A 26,278-nucleotide genomic window follows, 5' to 3' on the forward strand; every position below is an offset into this window, starting at 1 on the left:
TCAGACCGCAGGTTCCGTCAGCGGTTTGGGTTTGCTGCGGGCCATGGCAAGCAGCGGGATTATGATGGACAAGCACCCCAGCAGCAGCGGCAGACCCGGCTGCTCGTCAAACAGCCAGACCCCGATGGCGACTGCCATCAAGAGACCGGTATATTCTGCCGAGGCGATCTTGCTCGCCTCCGCCTTGCGATAGGCCACCACGCACAAGCCCGCATAGACCATGATCAGCGCCGATGAACCGAAGGCGGGCCACCACATCTGCCACTGCCAATCGCCCCCTTCCCATAGTGCCAGCGCAAGTATGAAAGGCATGCTCAGCACGTTGGTGAAGAACAGGGTCTGGGCTATGGGTTGCTGGAGCGGGATCCGCTTGATCAGCAAGTTGTTGAGCGCCATGGAGAACGCCACCCCGAGTGCCGCCAGCGCGGCCCAGTTCACCTCGGTCGGCCGCAGCACGATCAGCACTCCGATAAAACCGATGAGTGCAGTCAGCACCTTCTGGCGCGAGATGGCTTCCCCCGCCATCCACACCGCCAGCGGCACCATCATCAGCGGGGCCGCATAGAAGAGGGCGTTGGCGGTGGCGAGCGGCAAGCGGGTGAGGGCAATGACCATCAGACAGACGCCAACCGCCCAGATGTGGGCCCGCAGCAGATGCCACTTGATGGCGACCGGCGGATTGCGACGCCATGACCAGAGCAGCCAGGGCGTCAGCAAGAGGGCGGCGGAGAGCTGGCGAAAGAAGACAAACTGGAACACGGGCTGGCTCGGCTCCAGCACCTTGACCAGCGCATCAGAAAAGACCGCCACCATGTTGCCCAGCACCAGATAGAGGATACCGATCCCGACTGCATTCATACCACCTCCCACATCAGATGAGGGCAGGGTAGCGCGGGGTCAGTTATCCAGTAAAATGATAAAAAGTCACCATCTATGAGAATTTTGGATAATGAAGCTGCCTCCCCTGCGCGCCGTTCAATATTTCGAAGCGGTCGCCCGCCTGCTCAGTTTTTCCCGTGCGGCCCTCGAACTCAACGTCAGCCAGAGTGCGGTCAGCCACCAGATCCGCCTGCTGGAGGATTTTCTGGGTGAGCGCTTGCTGCTGCGCCAGGGGCGGCTGCTGTCGCTGACCGCCCAAGGGGAGGTCTACTTCGAAGGCATAGCGGCCGGGCTTGGCCAGATCGCCCAGAGCAGCGAACAGCTGCGCGGCGGTGGCGAGATGCGGCTGCGGCTCGCGGTCTATAGCTCGTTCGCGGTGAAGTGGCTGATCCCGCGTCTGGCGGGGCTACGTCAGCTCTATCCCGAGCTGGATTTGAGTCTGGAGATGGTGGCAGAAGATCCCGAGCTCTCCGATCGGGTGGCGGACTGTTTCATCACAGTCTCGCCGCACGGCCGTGGTTATTGCCACGATCTCATCTATCAGGAGCGGTTGTTCCCGGTCTGCAGTCGCCGCCTGTTGCAACAGCTGGAGGGGGAGTGGCCCGAGGCCATCTGGCAGTTGCCGCTGCTGTCGGTGCAATCCATCTACAAGGCGCGGGGGGAGGATTGGCAGCGCTGGGCCAAGGCGGGCGGCCTGGTCATCCCGGACGAGGCGCGGATGCACCACTTCAGCCATGTGCTGCTGGCGATGGAGGCGGCGGCCTGGGATCAGGGAGTGGCGTTTGTGAACGACTACATGCTGCGGCCCGATGATCCCCAGCTGGTGGCCTTGCCGGTACACCAGCTGGAGACGGGGGATGCCTTCTACTTTACCTGCAAGCGATCCCGGGCCCATGAGCCCGCCATCAGCCGGCTGCGCCAATGGCTGATGATGGAGACGCGCCAGAGCATGGCGCTATAACTGCTTGAGCTATCAGGCTTTCTTGAACTGGCTCAGGATAAACAGGCTGGTGGCACAGACCACGACCGATGGGCCAGCCGGCGTGTCTTGATACCACGAGAGTGTCAGCCCGCCGAGTACGGCGAGACAGCCGATCAGCGCAGCAAAACCGGCCATCTGCTCCGGCGTCTGGCTGAAGCGGCGGGCAGTGGCGGCGGGGATGATCAGCAGTGAGGTGATGATCAGCGCCCCGACAAACTTCATCGCCACGGCGATCACCAGCCCGATCAGCAGCATCAGCACGCAGCGCAGCACATCAACCCGGATCCCTTCCACCCGCGCCAGCTCTTCCGAGATGGTCATGGAGAGCAGGGGATCCCACAGACGCCACAGGGTGAGCAGCACCAGAGCGCCGCCGCCGTAGATCCAGAGCAGATCCACCGGCTGTACCGAGAGCAAGTCACCGAACAGGTAGGCCATCAGATCCACCCGCACATTATCCATAAAACTCAAGGTGACCAGGCCGAGCGACAGGGCGCTGTGGGCCAGGATGCCGAGGAGGGTATCGGTCGCCACCTGCTGGTTGCGGCTCATGATCACCAGCAGCATGGCCATGGCGAGGCAGCAGACCACCACGGCCAGGGTGAGATCCACCTGCAGCAGTATGCCGAGCGCTATGCCGAACAGGCAGGCATGGGAGAGGGTATCGCCAAAATAGGCCATCTTGCGCCATACCACGAAGCTGCCGAGGGGCCCGGCCAGCAGGGCGATGCCGAGGCCGGCCGCGAGGGCATATAACAGAAAGCTGTCCACTTGAATGTCCTTAGCTGCGCTTATTGATTGCGAGACGGCAGGCGGATGACGGGGGCCTGCTCATCGTGATGATGGTGTTCGCCATCGCAGTGATGATGGTGGGTGTAGACCGCCAGCACCTCCTGTTCAGGGCGCCCGAACAGGCGGGCAAATTCGGGATGGCGTGCCACGCTTTCCGGCTCGCCGTGACAGCAGACGTGACGATTGAGGCAGATCACCTCGTGGGTGCTGGCCATTACCAGGTGCAGATCGTGGGAGACCATCAGCACGGCGCAGTTGAACTCGGCCGCCAGCTTGCTGATGAGGGCATAGAGCTCGATCTGGCCGTTGATGTCCACCCCCTGCACCGGCTCGTCCAGCACCAGCAGCTCGGGCTTGACCAGCAGGGCGCGGGCCAGCAGCACTCGCTGCATCTCGCCGCCGGAGAGCTTCTGCATCCGGTTGTCCAGCAGCCCCTGGGCGCCGACCCGGTTGAGCGCCTCCTCGATGGAGAGACGGCCATTCTTGCCGAGCTGCAGGAAACGGCGCACCGTCAGTGGCAGGGTGGGATCCAGATAGAGGCGTTGCGGCACATAGCCGACCCGCAGATCGCGACGGCGAAGGATCTCGCCGGTATCCGGGGTGAGCAGGCCCAGCACCAGCTTGCTCAGGGTGCTCTTGCCCGCCCCGTTGGGGCCGACCAGGGTAGTGATTTTGCCTTTATTCAGGGTAAAGGAGACCTTGTCGAGCACGAGTCGTCCGTCGAACGAAAGACAGACCTCTTTCAGCTCCACCAGTTGGGTCATGACAGCTCCGGGGTTTACAGCCTGTGAGAGTTATAATATAACAACAGCGTTGGTTTGTTATATTATCACACACTCACTTCCTGACGAGATCTCTATGCGAATTCTTACACTGATCACTGCCCTGCTGGCAGTGAGCCTGCCTGTCCGTGCCCTCGAGGTGCTGACCACCATCAAGCCCCTCGGCTTTATCGCGGCCGCGATCACCGATGGCGTGAGTGAACCCAAGGTGTTGCTGCCGACCGGCGCCTCTCCCCACGACTTCTCCCTGCGCCCCTCCGATATTCGCAGTATCCAGGATGCCGACCTGGTGGTATGGGTCGGTCCCGAGCTGGAAGGCTTCATGGCCAAGCCGCTGGCCAAGCATCCACATGTGCTGACGCTTACCCGGGTTGAGGGGATGCCGCTGTTCGACTATGCCAAGCAGGAAGGGCACGAAGAGCATGCCGATGAGGGTCATGATCACGATGGACACGAGGGGCATCATCACGAAGGGGTGGATCCGCACATCTGGCTGGGGCCGACCCAGGCACTGGTCATCGCCAATGCGCTGAGTGAGACGCTGAGTGCCCAGGATCCCGCCAATGCCGAACGTTATCGCGCCAACCTGCTGACCTTCAAGGCCAAGGTGGATGCCAAGGACAAGCTCATCGCCGACCAGATGAAGGCGGTGAACCAGAAGGGCTACTTCGTGTTCCACGAGGCTTATGGCTACTGGGAACGTCACTACGGCATGAGCTCCAAGGGGCACTTTACCGTGAGCCCGGAACGTCGTCCCGGCGCCAAGACGCTGGTGGAGATCCGCAAGGCGCTGCAGGAGAAGCAGGCGAGCTGCATCTACGCCGAGCCGCAATTCTCCCCTGCCGTGATTGAGTCGGTGGCTCGCAACACCGGCGCCAAGGTATTGCTGCTGGACGAGGTGGGCGAGCAGGTGCCGCTCGGACCGGATGGCTATCCCCAGTTCATGCAACAGCTGGCCGACGCCTTCGCCCAGTGCCGCTGAGCCCCCCTGGCTCATCCCATGGGGTTGCCTGCGCCAACTATACTGACCTCCAGCATCTGACATGGAGGGTTAAGTATGAAATGGCTGCTCGTTCCCACCTGCACGCTGGCACTGCTCTGTGCCAGCGTGCAGGCCTCTCGCCTCTCCGAATACATCGCCAGTCCCGAGTTGAGGGCCAAGTTGCAGGAAGTCTATGGCGGCAGGGCGATCCAGCGGGCCGAGGCGTTTTCCCGCCTGCTCACGCCCCGGGCGGGCACCACGGATCAGCAGAAGATCACGCTGGTGAACAGCTACTTCAACAACCTGACCTACAGCGATGACCCCAGACTGTGGGGGGATGAGGACTATTGGGCCAATCCGCTGGAATTTATCGGTGCCCGGGGCGGGGACTGCGAGGATTACAGCATCTCCAAGTACTACACCCTGATGGAGCTGGGGGTGGATGAGAAAAAGCTGCGGCTGGCTTACGTCAAGGCGGTGAAATACAACCAGTTTCATATGGTGACGCTTTATTTTCCAACGCCCAAATCCGATCCGCTGGTGCTCGACAACATCAACAGCCGGATCCTGCCCGGCAGCCAGCGAACCGATCTCATTCCCGTCTACAGCTTCGATGCCAAGAGCATCTGGATCATGAAGTCGCGCCGTGAAGGCACGCTGGCGGGCAGTGCCGATCGGTTGGCGCAGTGGACATCGATGAAGACCCGTTTCTCCAGCGAGCAACTGCGCTCCCCCCGTCGCCAGCTATAGTTTCCCCGCCGCTTTCAACTCTTCGAAATATTTTGCCGCGCCCGGATGCTGTTCGATGCTCAGCACCGGGCCTGTTTTGTTGCGCGCCTTGTGAAACAGGTTGGCGTAACCATAGGTCTGCTCGTTGAAGCTGGTCTGCTGGGTCAACATGGCTCGGGTCAGCCGGTAGACGTCCGCCTCCGGCGTGGTGGCATTGGTCACCAGGGTGGCCGCGATGGCAAAGGTGGGGGTCGCCTTCAGATTGCCGGGATAGATGCGGGCAGGCACCTGGCTGCGCTGGTAGTACTTGACCCCCTTGAGCACTTGGTCCCGAATCTCTCCCTCGATGGGCAGAAAGCGGATGGCGCAGCGCTTGGTGGTATCGAGCACGATCCGGTTCGGGTGTCCCATCACCAGACCGTAGGCATCTATTTGCTTGCTGCAGAGCGCCTCCGCCAGATTGCCTGCGCTCTTCAGATCGAGATCCTGCTCCTTTGCTCCCAACAGGTTGAACAGGGCCAGGGCCGTCTGGCGAGTGCCCGAGCTCTTCAGCCCCATGTCGATGGGCGCCAGCTTGAGCTGCGCCAGCGTGGTGATGTCGCCATCCGCCCGCACCACTATGGTGAAAGGCTCGGCGTGGGTGGCGAATAGGGCTCTCAGTTCGGGCTGCGGCTGGCTGGCATAAGGCCCCAGGCCTCGGCTGGCCTGATAGAGCCAGTCCGATTGCACCAGGGCATAGGGTATCTGCCCTGCTTGCAACTGGCGCAGATTCTCGATGGAACCTGAGGTGGCCTGCAGCTTGCATTGCAGCTCGGGGTCACTCTTGTTGGCCAGCCGGCAGAACTCTTTGGCGACCTGATGATAGATCCCCTGCTCACCGCCGGTGGCGATGATCATGGGACTGGCCAGCAGCGGCAGCGGCCACAGCAGGGCGAGCAACAACCCGAGTCTGTTCATGAGATCTCCTTGCTGGCGTAACCGTCTATGCCCCAGCTGCGCAGGGTGTCGATATCCTGGATCTCGCTGGCTTCTGCCAGCAGGGTGTAGCCCGCACTGTGCAGGCATTGGGCCACCAGATTCCAGTAAAGAGGAGCCTGGGTTGGCTGGCAGCTGATGAAGACGGGATTGATGGGGTCGAGCTGATTGAAGGTGTCGTTGGTCATGGGAATGGCGCTGAACGCCATCTCGACGCCCTGCTCCTGCAAGGTGGCGAGCCGTTCTGCCCCGAGGGGCGGGAAGTTTGCCAGATCCCAGCGCCAGTCGAGGGTCTTGCCTCTGCCCTTGGCCAGCAGCGAGGCGAATTGCGCCCAGTCAGCATGATTGAGCAGGCTGAGGGGCAGTTGCAGCCCCTCCACCGGATGATGCAGCCAGAGGTCGAGCAGGTGCTGGATCTCGTCCGGCGAGCTCTCCTGCGAGGGAGATAGGGTGGGGATGAGGCGGCTGTAGAGGCGGATGCTGCCCTGGGTGGAGAAAAAATGCTGTTGTTGCAGGCCGTCTCCCCCCTCGGTCAAGCCCAGCAGGGGCTGAGGGGCTGTCGCCGCCTGCTGCTTGCCGAGCTGGGTGATCTTGAGCCGCTGTTGCAGCAGATCCCGCTTGCGCTCCGAGACCAGCTGGTTGACCGAGATGACCAGCTCCTTGAGATCCTGCAGCCAGGGAGAATCCAGATTGCCGCTGAACTGGCGTTTACGGATCCTGACCAGTTGCTGGTTGATGAGTTCGAGGGGGCGCAGCAGGCGGCCGCATACCCAGGAGATCACCAGGGTGAACACCAGCAGGCCGGCGAGCAGGGCCAGGCCGGTGCGGCTGATGGCATTCCACAGGTGCTGGTAGGCATAGCCTTTGTGTCCCTCGAGCGTGAGGGTGCCCAGCATGCGCCAGCCATCGGTCAACTCCTGCTCAATCTTGACCGGCGGCATGTCGATAACGAAAGGGAGCCAGCTCGGCACATTCTGCTGCGCTGTGTGAAAGACCTTCTGGAACAGCAGTTGACCGTCGGGGTCCAGCAGGGTGACCGAGCTGACGAAGCCGCCGTCGAACATGGCGTTGACTATGGTTTCGGCCAGCACCTTGTCATCGTTGAGCAGGGTGCCTTGCAGCACCAGGCCGAGGGCCGTGATGGCCGTTTCCAGGTTGGCCGACATCTGGTCGAGGATGGACTGGCGTACCGTGGTGACCTCCAGCATGAACAACAGGGCGGCACCGATAACGAACAGGATCAGGATGATTCGGTTTAACAGTTTTGCTAACGACATATCCACTCCATGGAAAAGTTATCGCAACATCATGAAACCTTGGGTCAAACACAATCGGACCCGGTTCTTAAAAATAGGAAAAAAATGGTTAAAAAAGACGATCATTTCTGCCCATAGCGGAATGTTATGCATAAAATGTGAGGTTCATGCAGATTGCTATGAACTAATTGTGAGTATTTAGGTCAAACAATCAGTTTTATACGGTTCTATAGCAAACAGACTGACCACTAACACCCTTGGATCTAATGACAGGATAGCGGATGAAACGTCTCCGTCCCTTGGTAGCACAGGCTGCCAATTGGGAACCCCCGGTTCCCCGCAAGCATTTTTACGCCATGTTACTGCTCACGGCCATGACGCTGTCAGCGGTAGCCATATTGCCGGCACCAGGTGACATCCTGGAGCGGCCATTGCGTCTGGAGTTGCCCATTGCCACCAACGGCACGGCAACCAACGAAGACAATACGGATTTTAACGACATCCCGGATCATGAGCTGGTGGAAGCCGCGACCCCGGAAGATGACATCCCGACCGATGCCACTCCCCAGTGGCAGGACTACAGGGTGCGCAACGGTGAAAACCTGACCACCATCTTCAACAACCTGGGGCTCTCGACCACCACCCTCTACAAGGTGCTGGATGCGGATGGCAAAAACAATCTGGCCCGCCTCAAACCCGGTCAGACCATAGAGTTGCTGATCGATCAGGACAACATACTGCAACAGATGAAGATTCGTCTGAACATCAAGCAGACCCTGATCCTGGAGCGCACCGATGACACCTACAGCGCCAGCATGCTCAATGAAGAGGTGCAGTGGCAGCAGAAGAGTTATGACGGCGTCATCAACGGCAGCTTCTATGTCAGTGCCCGCAATGCGGGGATCCCGGCCAACCACATCCAGAAGATTGCCAACCTGTTCCAGTGGCGGTTGAATTTCGCCAAGGATCTGAAAAAGGGCGACAAGTTCAAGGTGCTGGTCCGTCAGGAGACGGTCGAGGGCAAGAGCACGGGAAACACCCAGTTGCTGGGGGTCGAAGTGTTCAATCAGGGGCAGGGCGTCTCGGCCTGGTTGTCGGAAGATGGCAACTATTATGACGGCCAGGGCAACAGTCTGGAGCGCGGCTTCCGCCGCTATCCGACCCACAGCCGTTATCGGGTCAGCTCCAGCTTCAACCCGAATCGTCGCCACCCGATCACAGGTCAGGTTCGCCCTCACGAGGGCACCGACTTTGCCCTGCCGGTGGGCACACCTGTATTGGCTACCGGTGACGGTGTCGTGCTCAAGGCCACCAGTCACCCGCTGGCCGGTACCTATGTGGTGATCAAGCACGGTCGTACCCTGATGACCCGTTATCTGCACCTGAGCAAGTTGCTGGTGAAAACCGGCCAGAAGGTGAAGATGGGCGACAAGATTGCGCTCTCCGGCAACACGGGCCGTTCCACCGGTGCTCACCTGCACTACGAGGTGCGGATCAACAACCGCCCGGTCGATGCCATGAAGGTCAAGCTGCCGATGGCGGAGCCGCTCTCCGGCAAGGCCAAGCGCCAGTTCCTCGCCAAGGTGAAGAGCTATCGCAAGGAGATGGAGGCAGGCTGAGGCCGGTTTCCAGCCGAATAGAAAAAGGCCCCGCCGCATTGGCGGGGCCTTTTCGTTGGCGCCATGGGCGGATCAGTAACCCTTGTCGAAGTCTATCTTGCCGTCCAGCGGCTGACCGTCGATGAAGCGGATGTAGTTGCGCACGAAGATCTGGGCCACATCATCGGGGAAGCTGTAGGCGCTGTTGTGCGGGGTGATGATGAGGTTGGGCTGGCCCCAGAGCGGACTGTCGGCGGGCAGAGGTTCCTGCTCGAACACGTCCAGCACCGCCATGCCCAGCTTGCCGGTACGCAGGGCGGTCAGCAGATCGCCTTCGTTGATGGCATTGCCGCGACCGACGTTGAACAGGATGGCGCCCGGCTTGCAATGTTCGAAACGGGAGGCGGTAAACAGATGATGGGTCTCGCGGGTGGCGGGCAGGACGCTGACGATGACGTCGGCCTGGGCCAGCATCTTGTTCAGCGCCGGCAGCTGATACACCTGATCGAAACCGGCCCGCTCACGGCCGCTGCGGCTGACGCCGAGCACCTTCATGCCAAAATGCTTGCCGGTGTGGGCCAGGTGCTGGCCTATGCTGCCGGTCCCCAGGATCAGCAGGGTGCGTCCCTTTAGCCCCTGATACGGGTGGCTCTGCCACAGCCGCTGCTTCTGCTGCTCCCGGTAGAGCGGCAGCTGGCGCATCAGGCTGAGCAGGTGGCCGAATACATACTCGCTCATCAGCGGGCCGAAGATGCCGCGCACATTGGTAAGTTGATAATCGCGGCGGCAGCTGGCATCCAGCAGCACGTCGACGCCGGCATAGGTGGACTGGAACCAGCTCAGCTTGTTGGCCCTGGCCAGCAGCGGCTTGGCCCGCGCCGGCTCGGCCATCAGTATGTGAGCCTCTCCGATCAGTTTCTCGGCCTCGCTCTGGCTGTCGGCTCTCAGAATGCGCAAATGGGGGAGATGGGCCGCCTTGAGCAGGCGCTCGTAGTGCGCGTTGTCCTGGCTGAGCAAAAGAAGGGTACGTTGACTCATACTCTTGTTCCTTATCAGATTTGCGGCGCGGGAGAGAGGCCGCTCTGTGTTTATCTTACCTGAGTTGATCGGGCAAGATAGTCGACCTGGCCGCTTTATTCGTTTTCGCGCGGCCCCTCGTGGGCTACAATCTGCCCCACATTTTGCAAAGGATCCGACTCCAGTGTTTGGTGACAAGTTTTATAAGCGACTGGCCGAGCTACAGCCTTGGCAACAGACCGTCTACACCCTGGCGCTGGCGGAGCGCATGTACCCCAACTATGCGCTGTTTGCCCAGGCATCCGGCTTCGGCGATGCCAAGGCGTTTCGCAACGCGCTGGATCAGATGTGGAACTACCTGACGGTAAAGGGATCCCGCGTCAATCTGGGGGCCATCCTGGAGGCGTTTGAAGTCTACATTCCGGAGCCAGGCAAGTTTGAATCCTACGGTGCCTATCCGGCGCTGGATGCCTGCGTGGCGCTGGGTTGTGCCTACAACTCGGTGATCTGCCGGGTCGGCGAAGAAGCCGAAGATGCCAGCCATGCCTCAGTGGGAACCGTGGCCGGTTTCATCGAAATGCTGGAAGAGCGCGACATGACTGAAGAGGAACTCTACGAGCACGAGTACATCGAGGCCGAGCTGGAGTTTCAGGTCGAGCTGCTCAAACGGGTGGCCCACGAGCGTGACAGCGACCGCATCCTGGCGATCAGGGCATTTGCGGCCCAGGACGGTGTTTCCAACATAGGCATCAGCCTGGACGAGTGACATCGCCACGGGATCTGTCGAAAACGTCCCCATAGAAAAAAGCTCCCGTCGGGAGCTTTTTTTATGCCCGCTCCCTTCTCATGCCCGTTCTTCGGTGAGCGGTCTGACGCTCAGCACGGGGGCGGCATCTATGCCATCGGCATTCATCATGGCCGAGATACGCTGCAGGGAGGAGAGCAGCAGGCCTTGCTCCCAGATTTCCAGCGCCTGAAAACGCTGGATGAAGCTCTCTTGCAGCGGGGTCGGCGCCTGGGCGAGCAGGGCACGGCCTGCGTCAGTGAGTGTCGCGTGGACCTTGCGCTTGTCGGTTTCACTGCGAATACGCTGCACCAGCTGGCGGCTCTCGAGGCGGTCCATGATGGTGGTCGCGGTAGCCTGGCTCATGTTGGTGTGATCCGCCAGCTGACGCATGGAGATCTGCCCCAGCTCGTTGATCCCCTTGAGCAGCAAGAGCTGCGGCGATGTCAGCCCGGCTTCCTTGATCAAGCGCTTGGAGTGCATATCGATGGCACGAATAATCTGGCGCAGTGCGACCAGCACTTCATCATGTTTTTCCATGGGATCTGAGTCATTGGGGGGCTGTTGAGAGGCGCAAAATTCTCCGCCTAATTCCTCATCAGGTCAATATGGTTTTTGGTCTAATGATTTCTGCTCTAATGGTTTTTGTGTTAGGTTGTCCGCCGTTTTCCGGATTTTAACCCGATATTTGAGGAGCGAGATGATGAATAACGATCTGGACATCAAGTCTCTGGTTGCCGAGCTAAGGGTGGTCAGAGTGCGTTACGAACTGCCTGACACCTCGGCTTTCGTGCGTTATCAGCCCGCCTATGACGAAGACCCCAACACCCTCAAGGTGCATCACTATGATGGTGAGCTTCCCCTCTCCTGCAGCGAGACTGGTGCTTTCAACCTAAAGGAGTTGGTGAACGAATTACGTTATGCCTATGTGCTGGTCCACCTCTTTCCCGACGAGAGCGCCATGAACTTCTACCTGACCGGTCTGGATACCGGCCTGGCCCAGCTGGAGTTCATCGGTGGTTCCTATGACTTCAACCGGCTCTGGATCACCAGCGGCATCTCCAATCTGGGCGTGCCCATGGCCATCTTCCTCGGCAAGCGCCACGCCGTGAATGGCCAGCCTTCCGTCACCCTGGTGGACCATCGTGAACTGGCCGCGGGTCGCATGGTCTATCGCGCCATCGGCGGTGCCGGTGAGCATGTGGGCGAAGACTTTTTCAACAACGACTAAGGAGGCCCGATGAGAGCAACCAAAGGGCTATTGAAAGGCCTCAACCCGACCATGGCCATGACGGCGCTCACCGTCATCACCCTGTTCCTGCTGTTCGGCGTATTCGTGCCCGAAACGGCCGCCGCCTGGTTCGTCGGCGCCAAGGATCAGATCATAGTCGGGTTCAAATGGTACTACATTCTGGTGGTCGCCCTGTTCCTGTTCTTCGCCGTCTATCTGATGTTCAGCCGTTTCGGCAGCATACGGCTGGGTGACGACGACCAGGTACCGGAGTTCGGCTACTTTGCCTGGTTCTCCATGCTGTTCAGCGCCGGCATGGGTATAGGGCTGGTGTTCTGGAGCATAGCCGAGCCCATGAACCACCTGCAGGGCAATCCCTTCATCACCGAAGGCATGACCCCGGAGGCGGCCCAGATCGCCATGCGTCTCACCTTCTTCCATTGGGGCCTGCACCCCTGGGCCATCTATGTGATCGTCGGCCTGTCGCTGGCTTTCTTCAGTTATCGTCGCAAGCTGCCACTGGCCATTCGCTCCGTGCTCTATCCCATTCTCGGCGAGCGGATCTACGGCTTCTGGGGCCATGCCGCCGACGTGCTGGCGGTGTTCGGTACCGTGTTCGGGGTGGCGACCTCTCTCGGCCTCGGCGTCTCCCAGATGAATACCGGCCTCAACCAGATGTTCGGCATGGCGGTGTCTCAGTCCAATCAGCTCTGGCTCATCGGCGGCATCAGCCTGATCGCGACCCTGTCGGCGGTCTCAGGCGTGGGGCGCGGAGTCAAGCTGCTCTCCGAGCTCAACATCTGGCTGAGCGTGTTCGTGCTCGGCCTCTTCCTGGTGCTGGGGCCGACCACCTATATCCTCAACGCCTATGTGCAGAACATCGGCGACTACCTGCAAAACATCGTCAAACTCAGCTTCTGGACCAACACCGAGGCCAACGGCACCTCGGCCTGGCAGTCGAGCTGGACGGCGTTCTACTGGGGCTGGTGGATCGCCTGGGCACCGTTTGTCGGCATGTTCATCGCCCGCATCTCCAAGGGGCGCACCATACGTGAGTTCGTGCTCGGCGTGCTGCTGGTGCCCTCCCTGCTCGGCATGTTCTGGCTGACCGTGTTCGGCGGCACGGCCATGAATCTGGAGCTGTTTGGCGGCGGCGGCGTGGTGGCGGCGGTCAATAAAGATGTGACCCTGGCGCTCTACCAGACGGTGGAACTGCTGCACTGGGACACCTTCGGCTGGATTGCCAAGGGGGTGCTGACCCTGCTGATCTGCACCTACTTCATCACCTCCAGCGACTCGGGCACGCTCGTCATCACGACTCTGCTCTCCATCGGTGATCAGGATCCCCCGGTGCTGCACCGCGCCATCTGGGGTCTGGGGCAGGGGCTGGTGGCGGCCATCCTGCTGGTCTCCGGCGGACTGGCGGCCCTGCAGGCGGCCAGCATCATAGCCGCGCTGCCCTTCTCGCTGATCATGCTGGCCATGTGCTACTCGCTGATGCTGGGGCTCAAGCAGGAGAGCCAGCACCAGTTCGAGTACCGGCAGAAGCTCAAGCGTCATCCCGGCTCGGTCAACCTGAGCCTGCTGGATCGCATAGGCCCGGCCTGACCACGCAGCAGCAAATAATGCAAAACGAAAGGGGAACCGCGAGGTTCCCCTTTTTCATTGTTATTTCCTGTGCTCGGCGGTCGATCACAGCATCTGCTTGAGGCGATAGAGCAGATCCAGCGCCTGGCGGGGGGTCAGCTCGTCCGGGCGCACCGCCTCCAGCTCATCCACCACAGGATGGGACTGGGGTGCCAGCGTCACCGGCGTCGGGCGGGTTTCACCTGCGGCTGGAGGCGTGGCGCTTTCGAGCTCCGCCAGCTTGTGGCGGGCCTGATGGATCACCGATTTTGGCACTCCCGCCAGCGCCGCGACCTGCAGGCCATAGGAGCGGCTGGCCGCCCCCTCCTGCACCGCGTGCATGAAGGCGATGGTGTCGCCATGCTCGACCGCGTCCAGATGGACGTTGGCCAGCCCCTCGATCAGCTCCGGCAGCCGGGTCAGCTCGAAGTAGTGGGTGGCAAACAGGGTGTAGGCACCAATCTTGCTCGCCAGCTGCTCGGCACATGCCCAGGCCAGAGAGAGGCCGTCGTAGGTGCTGGTGCCGCGGCCAATCTCGTCCATCAGCACCAGACTGCGGGCGGTGGCGTTGTTGAGGATATTGGCGGTCTCTGTCATTTCCACCATAAAGGTCGAGCGGCCGGATGCGAGATCGTCCGACGCCCCGATGCGGGTGAAGATGCGGTCTATGGGGCCGATGCGGGCGCTGTCGGCGGGCACGAAGGCACCGATATGGGCCAACAGCACGATCAGCGCGGTCTGGCGCATGTAGGTGGACTTACCGCCCATGTTGGGACCCGTGATGATCAGCATCCGGCGCTTCCGCTCCAGCCGGATGGGGTTGGCGATAAAGGGATCGCTCATCACCTGCTCTACCACGGGGTGGCGGCCCCCTTCGATGATGATCTGATCCTCATCGATCAGGGTGGGGCAACGGTAGTCCAGGGTCTCGGCCCGTTCCGCCAGGTTGGCCAGCACGTCCAGCTCCGCCAGCGCGGACGCCGACTCCTGCAGATCGCCGAGATGGGGCAGCAGGGTGTCAAGCAGCTCCTCGTAGAGCCGTTTCTCCAGCGCCAGCGCCTGAGCCTGGGCCGTGAGCACCTTGTCCTCGTACTTTTTCAGTTCGTCTATGATGTAGCGTTCATTGTTCTTGAGGGTCTGGCGGCGTATGTAGTGGGCCGGCACCAGATGGCTGTTGGCCCGGCTCACCTCGATATAGAAGCCGTGCACCCTGTTGTAGCCCACCTTGAGGGTGTTGATGCCGGTCAGCTGCTTCTCACGCTCCTCGATGCGGGCCAGGCTAGCGGTGGCGCCGTTGGCCAGATCCCGCAACTCGTCCAGCTCCTGGTTGAAGCCGTCACGGATGACGCCGCCATCGCGGATCAGCACAGGCGGCACCTCCATCACGGCGCGCTCCAGCAGGCTCAGCAATTCGGGGAAGGTGCTGGCGCGTTCGGCCAGTTGCTGCACCGCCTCGTGCTGGTTGTTCGCCAGCAGGCGCTGCAACTCGGGCTGCTGGGCGAATGCCTGCCGCAGCCGGGTGAGGTCGCGCGGGCGGGCGGAACGCAGAGCGAGGCGAGCCAAGACGCGTTCCACGTCGCCTACCTGACGCAGCAGGTTGCCCAGCTCGTCGTAGAGGTTCTGCTCGATCAACTCCTTGATGGTGCTCTGGCGACCCTTGAGGATCACCCGATCGCGGATCGGCTGATGGATCCAGCGCTTGAGCAAACGACTGCCCATGGGGGTGGCGGTGCGATCCAGCACATCGCTCAGGGTATTCTCATGGCCGCCAGCCAGATTCTGGGTCAGCTCCAGGTTGCGGCGGGTGGCGGCATCCATGATGACGGCGTGATCGGGCTGCTCGAGGCGCACGCTGCGGATGTGGGGCAGGGCGGTGCGCTGGGTGTCCTTGACGTACTGCATCAGGCAACCGGCGGCGCACAGGGCTGTTTCGCTCTGGTCGACCCCAAAGCCCACCAGATCCTGAGTGCCGAATTGCTGGCACAAGAGGGTGCGGGCTGTAGCGATCTCGAACTCCCACTCGGGGCGACGACGCAGGCCGCGGCGACCCTCAACGTGCTGCAAAAACGCGAAGGATTCGGGATAGAGCAGCTCGGCCGGGTTGGTGCGTTGCAGCTCCGCCAGCAGCGTCTCTTCCTTGTCGAACTGGTTGATGAAGAAGCGGCCCGAGCCTATGTCCATGGTGCCGTAGCCAAAACGGCGGCCATCGTGATAGACGGCGGCGATCAGGTTGTCCTGTCGCTCCGAGAGCAGCGCCTCGTCGGAGACTGTGCCCGGGGTGATGATGCGGATGACCTTGCGCTCCACCGGCCCCTTGCTGGTGGCGGGATCCCCCACCTGTTCGCAGATGGCGGCGGATTCACCGAGCTGTATCAGCTTGGCCAGGTAGCCCTCGATGGCGTGATAGGGCACCCCCGCCATGGGGATGGGGTTGCCCGCCGACTGGCCGCGCTTGGTCAGGGAGATGTCGAGCAGCTGGGAGGCCTTGCGGGCATCGTCGTAGAACAGCTCGTAGAAGTCGCCCATCCGGTAGAACAGCAGTATCTCCGGGTTCTCGGCCTTGAGGCCAAGGTACTGCTGCATCATGGGCGTGTGGGCGCTCAGATTGGCGCCGCTGGCTTGGTATTGTGCTGTCATGTTCTATTCCAGAAGGGGCCTCTGCGGGCCTGGGTCTGCGGTGATGGGCTCTGAACGAATGGAGGCCATTCTACACATAAGCGCCGCCGCAGTGGAGGCATGGCTTCCATGGTGCTGTCGGCATGGCTCGGGTCCAGTCGGCAAGCCTTGGCAGACAGCGCTTGCACCACTGGCCCCAGAGTTGCACCTCTGTGCCGCGACGGGGGCGGTCGGGTTCTGCCCTGCCGCGGTTGCGGGCGACAGGATCGGGATCGCATAATGTGCCTCTTGAGCGGATCAGAAGGAGCCGGGATGAAACTGGATGCCGAAATAGAGCAGATCGCCACCGAGCTGGGCCTGGCCCTGAGCCAGCGTGGCTGGCTGGCGGCTACTGCCGAATCCTGTACCGGTGGCGGGGTGGCCACGGCCATCACCGACATAGCCGGCAGCTCCGGCTGGTTCGATCGCGGCTTTGTCACCTACACCAATGAGGCCAAGCAGCAGATGCTGGGGGTGAGCGACCAGAGCCTGCGGGAGCAGGGCGCCGTGAGCGAGGCTGTGGTGCTGGAGATGGCCCGTGGCGCGCTGGCGAACTCGTCGGCCGCCATCAGCGTGGCCATCAGCGGCATCGCGGGCCCCGGCGGCGCCACAGAGGACAAACCGGTCGGCACCGTCTGGTTCGCCTGGGCGGATCGCAGTGGTCGTCATCACTCACTGCTGGCCCGGTTCGACGGGGACCGGCGACAGGTACGCCAGCAGGCGGTCAGGCAGGCCCTGGCCGGTCTGTTGGCCCTGCTCAGATAAATTGGGCTTGATACTGTATGAATAGACAGTATACTTAGCCCAACTTCACTTCTTACTCACGATTTCCAGCGGAGATTGGCATGGATCAGAACAAACAGAAGGCACTGGCGGCTGCGCTGGGTCAGATTGAAAAGCAGTTCGGCAAAGGTTCCATCATGCGTCTGGGCGACAGCAAGACCATGGATATCGAAGCCATCTCTACCGGTTCCCTCTCTCTGGACGTGGCGCTGGGCATCGGCGGCCTGCCGTGTGGTCGTATCGTCGAGATCTACGGCCCGGAATCTTCCGGTAAAACCACCCTCACCCTGCAGGTGATTGCGGAAGCCCAGAAGAAGGGCAAGGTCTGTGCCTTCATCGATGCGGAACACGCCCTCGACCCCATCTATGCGGCCAAGCTGGGCGTCAACGTTGACGACCTGCTGATCTCCCAGCCGGATACGGGTGAGCAGGCGCTGGAAATCTGCGACATGCTGGTACGCTCCAACGCGGTTGACGTCATCATAGTCGACTCGGTGGCGGCCTTGACCCCGAAAGCGGAAATCGAAGGCGAGATGGGGGATTCCCACGTCGGCCTGCAGGCTCGTCTGATGTCCCAGGCACTGCGCAAACTGACCGCCAACATCAAGAACGCCAACTGCCTCTGCATCTTCATCAACCAGATCCGGATGAAGATCGGCGTCATGTTCGGCAGCCCGGAAACCACTACCGGTGGTAACGCGCTCAAGTTCTACGCCTCCGTGCGTCTGGATATCCGTCGCATCGGCGCCATCAAGGAAGGTGACGAAGTGGTCGGTAACGAGACCCGCGTCAAGGTGGTCAAGAACAAGGTTGCCCCTCCCTTCAAGCAGGCTGAATTCCAGATTTTCTACGGTGTCGGTATCTCCAAGGAGGGCGAGCTGGTGGATCTGGGCGTCAAGCACAAGCTGATCGACAAGGCCGGTGCCTGGTACAGCTACAACGGCGAGAAGATCGGTCAGGGCAAGGCCAACGTGATGAAGCTCTTCTCCGAGAACAAGGCGATGGCGGCCGAGGTCGAAGCCAGACTGCGTGAGCTGCTGCTCTCCGGTGATGCGCCGGCCGAGAAGCCGGTGGCGGCTGACGCTGACGAGCTCGAAGCCGAAAGCGAACAAGAGTTCGAATAAGGAACAAAGGAAGGCCGGGTTGATACCCGGCCTTGTTATTTATGCTTGATGAATCTGCTGACGAGTCTGTCGAACTCACCTTTGAAGAGCAGCTGGCTGCGGCCCGAGCCTTTGCCATGCGCAGCCTGGCCCGCCGCGAGAGCGCCGAGTCCGAGCTGGCCAACCGGCTGCGCAAGCAGGGTTTCAATAACGAGGTGATCGAGGCAGTACTCGACTACTGTCGCGGCTACAACTGGGTCGATGACGAGCGTTATGGCGCCATGGCGGTACGAGCCGGTGCGACCAAGGGGCAGGGGCCCATCAAGATCCGCTTCGATCTGCGCCGCAAGGGACTGAGTGATGCACAGATAGAGGCCGCCTTCGAACAGCCCGAGCTGGACTGGTTCGAGCTGGCATTTGCGTTGCTGCAACGACGGGCCAGGGTCAGTGATCTGGGGGATTTCAAACTGCGGATGAAGTGGATCAAGTATCTGCTGGGACGCGGATTCAACCAGGATCAGGCCCGTTATGCCATCGCAGCCATGATGGAGCAGAGTGCCTAGTGTGGCGTTTGCCACTGACGGTTGAATTGGTTGCCAGGGAAACGGCTTGAAGAGGGGGTCTGAGCGGCTCTTTGTCATGGTCATCGCGCCTGGCTTCACCACTCTGGCGGTGGAGCGGTTTGCCGCCCCATGGCCTTCGCCGCCCAGCGCTTCTCCTGAACGCCCCCAGGTGAGCGCTTTTTCTTTTACTGGGTTTGCATTGCACTGGCTCCTTGCCAGCGATCTGGCCGCAGGGGCCATCAATGCCATCGGCCGTGCCGCCTAGCGTCATCGGTTCGCGATTCAGCCATGGCTGGCCGAATCGCCGACATGCCGTCGGGTGATAGCCCCCCCCCGGATTTAAGCCTGAAAATTCTCCCGCTTCTGACCGCATTTCCCCGCTAAAAACGGCAGGTTTGTCTCCCTTGTCTGCCAACACGGCGTTATGCGCGCTTTTTCACCCGTCACGGGCTGGTACGTTTTACTTTACCCCGCAGAAAACTTACATTAATGCGGTTAAAAGTCCGTATTCGAATCAAGCAGGATTTTCCATGTATATGTCCACGTCAGAGTTACGCTCAGCGTTCCTCGAGTATTTCCGCTCCCAGGGGCACCAGGTTGTCTCCTCCAGCTCGCTGGTGCCGCATAACGACCCGACCCTGTTGTTCACCAACGCAGGCATGAACCAGTTCAAGGATGTATTCCTTGGCGCCGACAAGCGTGCCTACAACCGCGCCACCACGGCCCAGCGTTGCGTGCGGGCTGGCGGCAAGCACAATGACCTGGAAAACGTCGGCTATACCGCGCGTCACCACACCTTCTTCGAGATGCTGGGCAACTTCAGCTTCGGTGACTACTTCAAGCAGGACGCCATCCGTTTTGCCTGGGAATTCCTGACCGGGACCCTCAAGCTGCCCAAAGAGCGCCTGCTGGTGACCGTCTATGAAACGGACGACGAAGCCTTCAACATCTGGGCAAACGAGATCGGCGTGCCGGTCGAGCGCATAGTGCGTATCGGCGACAACAAGGGTGCCGCCTTTGCCTCAGATAACTTCTGGCAGATGGGTGACACCGGTCCCTGCGGCCCCTGCACCGAGATCTTCTACGACCACGGCGATCACCTCTGGGGTGGCCCTCCCGGCTCACCGGAGGAAGACGGCGACCGTTTCATCGAGATCTGGAACGTGGTGTTCATGCAGTTCAACCGTCAGGCTGACGGCACCATGGAGCCGCTGCCCCGTCCATCCGTGGACACCGGCATGGGTCTGGAGCGCATCTCCGCCATCATGCAGGGCGTGCACTCCAACTACGAGATCGACATCTTCCAGGCACTGATCAAGAAGGCCGCCGAGATCGTCGGCACCGAGGATCTGAGCAACCAGTCCCTGCGCGTCATCGCCGACCATATCCGTTCCTGCGCCTTCCTGGTGGCTGACGGCGTCATGCCCTCCAACGAAGGCCGTGGCTATGTGCTGCGTCGCATCATCCGCCGCGCCGTGCGCCACGGTCGCAAGCTGGGTGCCACCGAGATCTTCTTCTACAAGCTGGCCGCCGAGCTGGCGGTGCAGATGAAGGACGTGGCTGCCGAACTCATCGCCCAGCTGCCGCTGGTCGAGCGCGTGCTGCGCATCGAGGAGGAGCAGTTCGTCCGCACCCTGGACAGGGGCCTGCTGCTGCTCGAAGAGGTGCTGGCAAACCTCGGCGATGCCAAGGTCATCCCGGGCGAGGTGGTGTTCAAGCTGTATGACACCTACGGCTTCCCGGCGGACTTGACCGCCGACGTGGTCCGCGAGCGCGAGATCGGTATTGACGAGGAAGGCTTCAAGGCCGAGATGGAGAAGCAGCGCGCCCGTGCGAAGGAGGCCTCCAGCTTCGGTGTGAACTACAACGAGGTGTTGAAACTCGATTTCGAGACCCCATTTACCGGTTACAAGCAGCTGAGCCAAACGACTCAGGTGGTCGGCATCTACAAGGATGCTGTCGAAGTGAGTGGCTTGATCGCCGGTGAAGAAGCGGTGATCGTGCTGGCCGAGACCCCCTTCTACGCCGAGTCCGGCGGTCAGGTGGGTGACAGCGGCATCCTCAAGGTGGATGACGGCATCTTCGCCGTGACCGATACCCAGAAAGCGGGCAAGGCCATCATTCACAAGGGATATCTGGAGCTGGGCACCCTGGAGAAGGGCGCCGAGGTCGAAGCCGTGGTCGATGGCGAGCGCCGTCAGGCCGTGGCCCTGAACCACTCGGTGACTCACCTGCTGCACGCCGCCCTGCGTCAGGCGCTGGGTGATCACGTGACCCAGAAAGGTTCTCTGGTGGGCGCCGAGCGCATGCGCTTTGATTTCTCCCACTTCGAAGGCCTGACCATGGCGACCATTCGCCGGGTCGAAGAGCTGGTCAATGCCCAGATCCGTGCCAACCATGACGTCAATACCCAGGTGATGGATCTGGAAACGGCCAAGTCGGCTGGTGCCATGGCGCTGTTTGGCGAAAAATACGAAGACGACGTGCGCGTGGTGCGCATGGGCGACTACTCCACCGAGCTGTGCGGCGGTACTCACGCCAAGCGCACCGGTGACATCGGCTTCTTCAAGATCATCGCCGAGAGCGGTATTGCCGCCGGTGTGCGTCGTATCGAAGCCGTGACCGGCAAGGGTGCCATCGATTTCATGCACCAGCTGGGTGAGCAGATCGAAGAGGCGGCGGCTCTGGTGAAGGGGGATCAGTTCTCCATCGCCGACAAAGTGCGCCAGATGCTGGACAAGTCCAAGATGATGGAACGCGAGCTGGAGCAGCTCAAGGCCAAGCTGGCGGCTCAGGCCGGCAGCGACCTGCTGAGTCAGGTGATCGAGATCAATGGCCGGAAGGTGCTGATCGCGGCGCTGGAAGGGGCCGATCCCAAGTCACTGCGCGGCATGCTGGACGAGCTGAAGAACCAGATGAAGTCCGGTGTCGTGCTGCTGGCAACCAGCAGCGATGACAAGGTCAACCTGATCGCCGGCGTGACCAGCGATTTGACCGGCAAGGTCAAAGCCGGTGAGCTGGTCAATCTGGTGGCCCAGCAGGTGGGCGGCAAGGGCGGTGGTCGTCCCGACATGGCGCAGGCGGGTGGTACCCAGCCGGAAGCCGTGCCTGCGGCGCTGCAATCTGTTCACTCCTGGCTGGAAGAGCGCCTGTAATCGGGCGAGGTGATCTGTGGCACTCTATGTACAGAAGTACGGCGGCACCTCGGTCGGCACGCTGGAGCGGATCGAGGCGGTGGCTGAGCGGGTTCAACTGACCCGCGCCCAGGGACACGATGTGGTGGTGGTTGTCTCCGCCATGTCGGGCGAAACCAACCGGTTGCTGGGCATGGCCCAGCAGCTGGATCCGGATGCCAACCGGCGCGAGATGGATGTGCTGGTTTCCACCGGTGAGCAGGTCACCATAGCGCTGCTGGCGATCGCGTTGAACAAACGCGGTTGTCCCGCAGTCTCGATGACCGGCGATCAGGTACGCATTCATACCGACTCCGCCTATGGCAAGGCGCGCATCAGCCACATAGACACCGAGCAGGTTCAGGCTGAACTGGGCGCGGGCAAGGTTGTGGTGATCGCCGGCTTCCAGGGCCGTGATGCGCACAACGCCATCACAACGCTGGGACGCGGTGGTTCGGATACCACGGCAGTGGCGGTGGCGGCTGCCATCAAGGCCGATGAATGCCAGATCTTTACCGATGTGGATGGGGTCTATACCACGGATCCGCGCATCGAGCCCAAGGCCCGTCGTCTCTCCACCATCACCTTCGAGGAGATGCTGGAGATGGCGAGCCTGGGGGCCAAGGTGCTGCAGATCCGTTCGGTGGAGTTCGCGGGCAAGTACCGCGTGCCACTAAGGGTGCTGTCGAGCTTTGTCGATGGAGAGGGAACCTTAATCACATATGGAGGTGAGAGGATGGAAGCTCCCCTGGTATCCGGGATTGCGTTCAATCGCAACGAGGCCAGCCTGACTATTCTGGGTGTGCCGGACCGGCCCACGGTGGCGGCGCAGATCCTGAATCCGATCAGCGATGCCAACATTGATGTCGACATGATAGTGCAGAACACCCTGGGCGATGGCACCGCCGATTTCACCTTCACGGTGAATCGCGATGACTATCGCCGGGCGCGCGCCCTGCTGGAGGAGACTGCCAGCGAGCTGGGGGCCGCCTGCGTGCAGGGCAACGGCGAGATAGCCAAGGTGTCCATCGTCGGCGTCGGCATGTGGAATCATCCTGGCGTCGCCCGCACCATGTTCAAGGTATTGGGCGAGGAGGGGATCAACATGCAGTTGATTTCCACCTCTGAAATCAAAATATCCGTGGTGATTGACGAGAAGTACCTGGAGCTGGCGGTGCGCGCGTTGCACGCCGCTTTCGGGCTGGATAATGAGCCTCATGAGCAGCCCTTGGGGAACAATCCCTGATTGATTTAGTTTCAACCATTTACCATATCGGTATCTTTGTAAGATAATGTCGCATATCGATATAAATACAAAACAGGATACAGGAGCAAGCGAATGCTTATTTTGACTCGTCGTGTAGGGGAAACCCTGATGATTGGTGACGAAGTGACTGTCACCGTACTGGGCGTTAAAGGCAATCAGGTTCGTATCGGTGTGAACGCACCGAAAGAGGTCTCCGTGCACCGCGAAGAGATCTACATGCGGATACAGGCCGAGAAAGTTCCGGGCCAACCGAATTTCTAAGCCGCATCGATAGCTGCTTGAAGGCGACACCTCTGTGTCGCCTTTTGTTTTTCCGTGCCCCGGAAATCGCCCTGCAAGGCACTAAACTGCGGGATAAGTACCGATATTGTTTGAATATTCCACGCTTTGACCAAATGCTGAGCGAACACGCTTTTTTCTCCAAAAAAGTGTTTGACTAAAAATCCCTGTGAAGTATTATCAGCCCCGCAAACGGAGAGGTGGCCGAGAGGCTGAAGGCGCTCCCCTGCTAAGGGAGTATGCGGCTTATACCCGCATCGGGGGTTCGAATCCCCCCTTCTCCGCCATTTGCGCCCGTAGCTCAGCTGGATAGAGTACCTGGCTACGAACCAGGTGGTCGGAGGTTCGAATCCTCCCGGGCGCACCATATTACGACTCAAGCAAGAGTCATGTGTTGACCATCAGCAAGTCGGCACTTTGGAAAAGGCTTACTGATAAGTAAGCTTTTTTTATCGTTTTAAATCAGGGCGCCCGTAGCTCAGCTGGATAGAGTACCTGGCTACGAACCAGGTGGTCGGAGGTTCGAATCCTCCCGGGCGCACCATTTAAAGCAAAATTACAAGTTTATGAGCGCCCGTAGCTCAGCTGGATAGAGTACCTGGCTACGAACCAGGTGGTCGGAGGTTCGAATCCTCCCGGGCGCACCATTTTGAGCAGTACCAAAAGTTTGTGAGCGCCCGTAGCTCAGCTGGATAGAGTACCTGGCTACGAACCAGGTGGTCGGAGGTTCGAATCCTCCCGGGCGCACCATTTTAGCAGTACCAAAAGTTGATGAGCGCCCGTAGCTCAGCTGGATAGAGTACCTGGCTACGAACCAGGTGGTCGGAGGTTCGAATCCTCCCGGGCGCACCATATAGACAGCCTCGACTCAGGTCGGGGCTGTTTTTTTATGGGCCGGATCCGGCGGGTGAAGGTCAATACGCCGCCGCAGGGCACCGTCAGGTATTACCTCCCTTGTTCCTCTGTTCTTCTCCCGCTATCCCTCTGAATTCCTTGCCCTATCGCATCATGCGGCGTTCCTTTGCCCGGCAGCAATCCCGGTGGGTTCCGGCTCTCTGCTGCGTCCTGAGGCGCGCTGAGGGTACATGGTGAGGAAGGGGGAGACGAGGTGCGGATCTGCGGGCAATAAAAAAGGATGCCGCAGCATCCTTTTTCAATTCCGGGTTGGAAACTCAGCTTTTCAGCCACTTGCGAATACGGTTGGCATCGCCGATCGGGGTGCGCTTGCCCACCGAGTTGAGCAGCACTATGGCCAGCTCGCGGCTGTCCGGCTTGGCGCGCATCAGCAGGCAACGGCCCGCCTCGTCGGTGAAACCCGTCTTGGAGAGGCGCACATCCCAGTCCGGGTTCTTCACCAGCGGGTTGGTGTTGTTGAACATCAGGCTGTAGGCGGGGGTGCTGAAGCGCATCTCCTTGTTGGTGTCCTGGGTGAACTCACGGATCAGCGGCTGGCGATAGGCGGCAGAGATGAGCCTGGACAGATCCTGGGCGGTGGAGACGTTGCGCGTCGACAGGCCGGTGGAGTCGTAGAAACGGCTGTTGCGCATGCCAAGTTGCTTGGCCTTGTTGTTCATGGCGCGCACGAAGGCGGGGCGTCCACCGGGATAGTGGCGTGCCAGGGCCGAGGCCATCCGGTTCTCGGAGGACATCAGTGCCAGGTGCAGCGCATCGCGACGTGTTACTTTCGTGCCCATGCGCACCCGGGAATAGGTGTGCTTGATGGCATCCCTGTCATTCTGATCTATGGTCAGGGTCTGCTTGAGATCCTGGCGAGCATCCAGCACCACCAGTGCCGTCATCAGCTTGGTGATCGAGGCGATCGGCCGTACCCGGGTGGCATTCTTCTGATACAGGGTCTTGCCCGTATTGACGTCCATCACCAGGGCGCTGCTCGATTGCAACTGCAGTTTGGCCGGGTTGGGGGCAGCCAATGCTGCTGGCAAGCCCAGCAGTCCAACCAATGCATATACCAGCGCCATTGCGCTAACCCGACACCGCATACTACCGACTCCGTTCACGTCGAAAAAAAGGCGCTAGATTCACTCATTTTTACCCCTGCTTTACAAGAGCACCAGAGAGTAATTCGCCATTATTTCGATAAAAAAAGGGCCATCCTGCGATGGCCCTTTCCATTTGTCTCAATCCCGTGGGGTGACGGCTTTGCGTTTGCTCAGCCAGCGCCAGATGAGGGCGACAACGCCACCGACCAGCAGCACCAGCGGCAGGTAGAGAATGATGCTGAGGAACTGTGATTCGTACTGGGCCGCCAGCTTGGTGTGGCTCAGGTAGTAACCCAGGCTCACCAGCGGGGTGACCCACATGATGGAGCTGACCAGATTGACGATGAGGAAGCGCCCCTGCGGGATCTCGGTCGCCCCGACTATGTAGGGATAGACGGTGCGCACGAAGGCGATGTAGCGGGCGGTGATCAGGGTCAGGATGCCGTACTTGTTGAGCAGGTAGAACACCTTCTCCTTGTGCTTGTCGTCCATGTGGGACATCAGGCGATGGTACATGCGGGTATGACCCAGGAAGCGCCCCTGCATATAGCCGAACCAGGTACCGACGAAGGTGGCCAGGATCAGCAGTGGCACTATGCCAAGGGGGAGCACGTCCTGATAGATGAGCACACCCGTCAGGATGAGCAGGCTATCGCCGGGCAGGAAGGCGGTGGGGATGAACCCGTTCTCCAGCACAAGAAAAGTTAGCAACACGCCGCAGACCATGAAGGCCATCTTGGGATCCGACAGCATCGCCAGATCCTGATGCATAAAGGCGTGAGCCAGTTGGTAAAACTGCTCCATACTCACAAGCTCCGCTTA

General features: G+C 60.6%; 23 protein-coding genes and 6 tRNA genes. 19 read left to right on the forward strand and 10 right to left on the reverse strand.

Annotated features, from left to right (window positions below; all coding sequences use genetic code 11):
* A complete protein-coding gene (locus AACQ95_RS04015; RefSeq protein WP_241280679.1) occupies positions 1-858 on the reverse strand; it encodes a DMT family transporter in 858 nt (285 codons plus the stop codon).
* Positions 859-949: 91 nt separating this feature from the next.
* On the opposite strand from AACQ95_RS04015, the gene AACQ95_RS04020 reads away from it, so the two are divergent.
* A complete protein-coding gene (locus AACQ95_RS04020; RefSeq protein ID WP_065401297.1) occupies positions 950-1,840 on the forward strand; it encodes a LysR substrate-binding domain-containing protein in 891 nt (296 codons plus the stop codon).
* Positions 1,841-1,852: 12 nt separating this feature from the next.
* Here AACQ95_RS04020 and znuB read toward each other — a convergent pair whose 3' ends face one another.
* Together znuB and znuC are read right to left on the reverse strand one after the other, a co-directional pair.
* Positions 1,853-2,632: a zinc ABC transporter permease subunit ZnuB gene (gene znuB, locus AACQ95_RS04025; protein WP_042868261.1), complete on the reverse strand. Its 780-nt coding sequence runs from the start codon at positions 2,630-2,632 to the stop codon at positions 1,853-1,855.
* A gap of 20 nt (positions 2,633-2,652) precedes the next feature.
* A complete protein-coding gene (gene znuC / locus AACQ95_RS04030; RefSeq protein WP_042868263.1) occupies positions 2,653-3,417 on the reverse strand; it encodes a zinc ABC transporter ATP-binding protein ZnuC in 765 nt (254 codons plus the stop codon).
* Positions 3,418-3,511: 94 nt separating this feature from the next.
* Here znuC and znuA point away from each other — a divergent pair, with 94 nt between their 5' ends.
* Both znuA and AACQ95_RS04040 read left to right on the forward strand, forming a co-directional pair.
* Positions 3,512-4,417 (forward strand): zinc ABC transporter substrate-binding protein ZnuA, encoded by a 906-nt coding sequence (znuA, locus tag AACQ95_RS04035; RefSeq protein ID WP_241280681.1) that lies wholly within the window; start codon positions 3,512-3,514, stop codon positions 4,415-4,417.
* A 75-nt stretch (positions 4,418-4,492) separates the two neighbouring features.
* Positions 4,493-5,167 (forward strand): transglutaminase-like cysteine peptidase, encoded by a 675-nt coding sequence (locus AACQ95_RS04040; protein ID WP_098982121.1) that lies wholly within the window; start codon positions 4,493-4,495, stop codon positions 5,165-5,167.
* On the opposite strand, the gene AACQ95_RS04045 is transcribed toward AACQ95_RS04040, so the two are convergent.
* Together AACQ95_RS04045 and AACQ95_RS04050 are read right to left on the reverse strand one after the other, a co-directional pair.
* Positions 5,162-6,103 carry a TAXI family TRAP transporter solute-binding subunit gene (locus AACQ95_RS04045; protein ID WP_241280682.1) on the reverse strand — a complete coding sequence of 314 codons (942 nt, stop codon included), beginning with the start codon at positions 6,101-6,103 and terminating at the stop codon, positions 5,162-5,164. The genes AACQ95_RS04040 and AACQ95_RS04045 overlap by 6 nt on opposite strands.
* Positions 6,100-7,398 carry a LapD/MoxY N-terminal periplasmic domain-containing protein gene (locus tag AACQ95_RS04050; protein ID WP_241280684.1) on the reverse strand — a complete coding sequence of 433 codons (1,299 nt, stop codon included), beginning with the start codon at positions 7,396-7,398 and terminating at the stop codon, positions 6,100-6,102. The genes AACQ95_RS04045 and AACQ95_RS04050 overlap by 4 nt, the downstream gene beginning before the upstream one ends.
* A gap of 260 nt (positions 7,399-7,658) precedes the next feature.
* Between AACQ95_RS04050 and mepM the strand changes: the two genes are divergently transcribed.
* Positions 7,659-8,996: a murein DD-endopeptidase MepM gene (mepM, locus tag AACQ95_RS04055; protein WP_043140372.1), complete on the forward strand. Its 1,338-nt coding sequence runs from the start codon at positions 7,659-7,661 to the stop codon at positions 8,994-8,996.
* A gap of 72 nt (positions 8,997-9,068) precedes the next feature.
* Here mepM and AACQ95_RS04060 read toward each other — a convergent pair whose 3' ends face one another.
* A complete protein-coding gene (locus tag AACQ95_RS04060; RefSeq protein ID WP_043141060.1) occupies positions 9,069-10,013 on the reverse strand; it encodes a D-2-hydroxyacid dehydrogenase in 945 nt (314 codons plus the stop codon).
* 163 nt (positions 10,014-10,176) lie between these two features.
* On the opposite strand from AACQ95_RS04060, the gene AACQ95_RS04065 reads away from it, so the two are divergent.
* Positions 10,177-10,758: a YjaG family protein gene (locus AACQ95_RS04065; protein WP_043141062.1), complete on the forward strand. Its 582-nt coding sequence runs from the start codon at positions 10,177-10,179 to the stop codon at positions 10,756-10,758.
* 78 nt (positions 10,759-10,836) lie between these two features.
* Here AACQ95_RS04065 and AACQ95_RS04070 read toward each other — a convergent pair whose 3' ends face one another.
* Positions 10,837-11,316 carry a MarR family winged helix-turn-helix transcriptional regulator gene (locus tag AACQ95_RS04070; RefSeq protein WP_042866558.1) on the reverse strand — a complete coding sequence of 160 codons (480 nt, stop codon included), beginning with the start codon at positions 11,314-11,316 and terminating at the stop codon, positions 10,837-10,839.
* 163 nt (positions 11,317-11,479) lie between these two features.
* Here AACQ95_RS04070 and AACQ95_RS04075 point away from each other — a divergent pair, with 163 nt between their 5' ends.
* Together AACQ95_RS04075 and AACQ95_RS04080 are read left to right on the forward strand one after the other, a co-directional pair.
* The gene (locus tag AACQ95_RS04075; protein WP_043141064.1) at positions 11,480-12,007 is read left to right on the forward strand and encodes a hypothetical protein; all 528 of its coding nucleotides are present in this window, start codon (positions 11,480-11,482) and stop codon (positions 12,005-12,007) included.
* Positions 12,008-12,016: 9 nt separating this feature from the next.
* The gene (locus AACQ95_RS04080) at positions 12,017-13,615 is read left to right on the forward strand and encodes a BCCT family transporter (protein ID WP_241280686.1); all 1,599 of its coding nucleotides are present in this window, start codon (positions 12,017-12,019) and stop codon (positions 13,613-13,615) included.
* 84 nt (positions 13,616-13,699) lie between these two features.
* Here AACQ95_RS04080 and mutS read toward each other — a convergent pair whose 3' ends face one another.
* Positions 13,700-16,270, reverse strand: a complete 2,571-nt coding sequence (gene mutS, locus AACQ95_RS04085; RefSeq protein WP_241280688.1) for a DNA mismatch repair protein MutS — start codon at positions 16,268-16,270, stop codon at positions 13,700-13,702.
* A gap of 291 nt (positions 16,271-16,561) precedes the next feature.
* Here mutS and pncC point away from each other — a divergent pair, with 291 nt between their 5' ends.
* The 12 genes from pncC (at position 16,562) to AACQ95_RS04145 (ending at position 24,308) form a co-directional block, all read left to right on the forward strand.
* The gene (pncC, locus tag AACQ95_RS04090) at positions 16,562-17,053 is read left to right on the forward strand and encodes a nicotinamide-nucleotide amidase (protein ID WP_103473049.1); all 492 of its coding nucleotides are present in this window, start codon (positions 16,562-16,564) and stop codon (positions 17,051-17,053) included.
* Between the two features lie 80 nt (positions 17,054-17,133).
* The gene (gene recA, locus AACQ95_RS04095; protein ID WP_042866551.1) at positions 17,134-18,195 is read left to right on the forward strand and encodes a recombinase RecA; all 1,062 of its coding nucleotides are present in this window, start codon (positions 17,134-17,136) and stop codon (positions 18,193-18,195) included.
* 41 nt (positions 18,196-18,236) lie between these two features.
* Positions 18,237-18,737, forward strand: coding sequence for a regulatory protein RecX (locus tag AACQ95_RS04100; RefSeq protein WP_103473048.1), 501 nt, complete (start codon positions 18,237-18,239; stop codon positions 18,735-18,737).
* 530 nt (positions 18,738-19,267) lie between these two features.
* Entirely contained in the window at positions 19,268-21,892 is a 2,625-nt protein-coding gene (gene alaS / locus AACQ95_RS04105; RefSeq protein WP_241280690.1) for an alanine--tRNA ligase, read from the forward strand.
* A 16-nt stretch (positions 21,893-21,908) separates the two neighbouring features.
* Entirely contained in the window at positions 21,909-23,156 is a 1,248-nt protein-coding gene (locus tag AACQ95_RS04110) for an aspartate kinase (RefSeq protein WP_042866547.1), read from the forward strand.
* Positions 23,157-23,249: 93 nt separating this feature from the next.
* Entirely contained in the window at positions 23,250-23,438 is a 189-nt protein-coding gene (gene csrA, locus AACQ95_RS04115; protein WP_005315760.1) for a carbon storage regulator CsrA, read from the forward strand.
* Positions 23,439-23,650: 212 nt separating this feature from the next.
* Positions 23,651-23,743: transfer RNA gene (locus tag AACQ95_RS04120), tRNA-Ser, on the forward strand.
* A gap of 3 nt (positions 23,744-23,746) precedes the next feature.
* Positions 23,747-23,823, forward strand: a tRNA-Arg gene (locus tag AACQ95_RS04125).
* Between the two features lie 100 nt (positions 23,824-23,923).
* A tRNA-Arg gene (locus tag AACQ95_RS04130) sits at positions 23,924-24,000 on the forward strand.
* 26 nt (positions 24,001-24,026) lie between these two features.
* Positions 24,027-24,103 (forward strand) — tRNA-Arg (locus AACQ95_RS04135).
* Positions 24,104-24,129: 26 nt separating this feature from the next.
* Positions 24,130-24,206 (forward strand) — tRNA-Arg (locus AACQ95_RS04140).
* 25 nt (positions 24,207-24,231) lie between these two features.
* Positions 24,232-24,308 (forward strand) — tRNA-Arg (locus AACQ95_RS04145).
* Positions 24,309-24,628: 320 nt separating this feature from the next.
* On the opposite strand, the gene pbpG is transcribed toward AACQ95_RS04145, so the two are convergent.
* Positions 24,629-25,456 carry a D-alanyl-D-alanine endopeptidase gene (gene pbpG, locus AACQ95_RS04150; RefSeq protein ID WP_241280692.1) on the reverse strand — a complete coding sequence of 276 codons (828 nt, stop codon included), beginning with the start codon at positions 25,454-25,456 and terminating at the stop codon, positions 24,629-24,631.
* Between the two features lie 138 nt (positions 25,457-25,594).
* Positions 25,595-26,260: a DedA family protein gene (locus AACQ95_RS04155; RefSeq protein ID WP_043139871.1), complete on the reverse strand. Its 666-nt coding sequence runs from the start codon at positions 26,258-26,260 to the stop codon at positions 25,595-25,597.
* Positions 26,261-26,278: the final 18 nt, after the last annotated feature.

It is taken from the genome of Aeromonas sp. MR19, assembly GCF_963899305.1.
Taxonomy (GTDB): domain Bacteria; phylum Pseudomonadota; class Gammaproteobacteria; order Enterobacterales; family Aeromonadaceae; genus Aeromonas; species Aeromonas bestiarum.

Bases quoted from the DNA above. Each gene is read 5' to 3' on its own strand.
- AACQ95_RS04015 (WP_241280679.1), bottom strand. From the start codon at position 858: ATGAATGCAGTCGGGATCGGTATCCTCTATCTGGTGCTGGGCAACATG.
- AACQ95_RS04020 (WP_065401297.1), top strand. From the start codon at position 950: ATGAAGCTGCCTCCCCTGCGCGCCGTTCAATATTTCGAAGCGGTCGCC.
- znuC (WP_042868263.1), bottom strand. From the start codon at position 3,417: ATGACCCAACTGGTGGAGCTGAAAGAGGTCTGTCTTTCGTTCGACGGA.
- znuA (WP_241280681.1), top strand. From the start codon at position 3,512: ATGCGAATTCTTACACTGATCACTGCCCTGCTGGCAGTGAGCCTGCCT.
- AACQ95_RS04040 (WP_098982121.1), top strand. From the start codon at position 4,493: ATGAAATGGCTGCTCGTTCCCACCTGCACGCTGGCACTGCTCTGTGCC.
- AACQ95_RS04045 (WP_241280682.1), bottom strand. From the start codon at position 6,103: ATGAACAGACTCGGGTTGTTGCTCGCCCTGCTGTGGCCGCTGCCGCTG.
- AACQ95_RS04050 (WP_241280684.1), bottom strand. From the start codon at position 7,398: ATGTCGTTAGCAAAACTGTTAAACCGAATCATCCTGATCCTGTTCGTT.
- mepM (WP_043140372.1), top strand. From the start codon at position 7,659: ATGAAACGTCTCCGTCCCTTGGTAGCACAGGCTGCCAATTGGGAACCC.
- AACQ95_RS04060 (WP_043141060.1), bottom strand. From the start codon at position 10,013: ATGAGTCAACGTACCCTTCTTTTGCTCAGCCAGGACAACGCGCACTAC.
- AACQ95_RS04070 (WP_042866558.1), bottom strand. From the start codon at position 11,316: ATGGAAAAACATGATGAAGTGCTGGTCGCACTGCGCCAGATTATTCGT.
- AACQ95_RS04075 (WP_043141064.1), top strand. From the start codon at position 11,480: ATGAATAACGATCTGGACATCAAGTCTCTGGTTGCCGAGCTAAGGGTG.
- AACQ95_RS04080 (WP_241280686.1), top strand. From the start codon at position 12,017: ATGAGAGCAACCAAAGGGCTATTGAAAGGCCTCAACCCGACCATGGCC.
- mutS (WP_241280688.1), bottom strand. From the start codon at position 16,270: ATGACAGCACAATACCAAGCCAGCGGCGCCAATCTGAGCGCCCACACG.
- pncC (WP_103473049.1), top strand. From the start codon at position 16,562: ATGAAACTGGATGCCGAAATAGAGCAGATCGCCACCGAGCTGGGCCTG.
- recA (WP_042866551.1), top strand. From the start codon at position 17,134: ATGGATCAGAACAAACAGAAGGCACTGGCGGCTGCGCTGGGTCAGATT.
- AACQ95_RS04100 (WP_103473048.1), top strand. From the start codon at position 18,237: ATGCTTGATGAATCTGCTGACGAGTCTGTCGAACTCACCTTTGAAGAG.
- alaS (WP_241280690.1), top strand. From the start codon at position 19,268: ATGTATATGTCCACGTCAGAGTTACGCTCAGCGTTCCTCGAGTATTTC.
- csrA (WP_005315760.1), top strand. From the start codon at position 23,250: ATGCTTATTTTGACTCGTCGTGTAGGGGAAACCCTGATGATTGGTGAC.
- pbpG (WP_241280692.1), bottom strand. From the start codon at position 25,456: ATGCGGTGTCGGGTTAGCGCAATGGCGCTGGTATATGCATTGGTTGGA.
- AACQ95_RS04155 (WP_043139871.1), bottom strand. From the start codon at position 26,260: ATGGAGCAGTTTTACCAACTGGCTCACGCCTTTATGCATCAGGATCTG.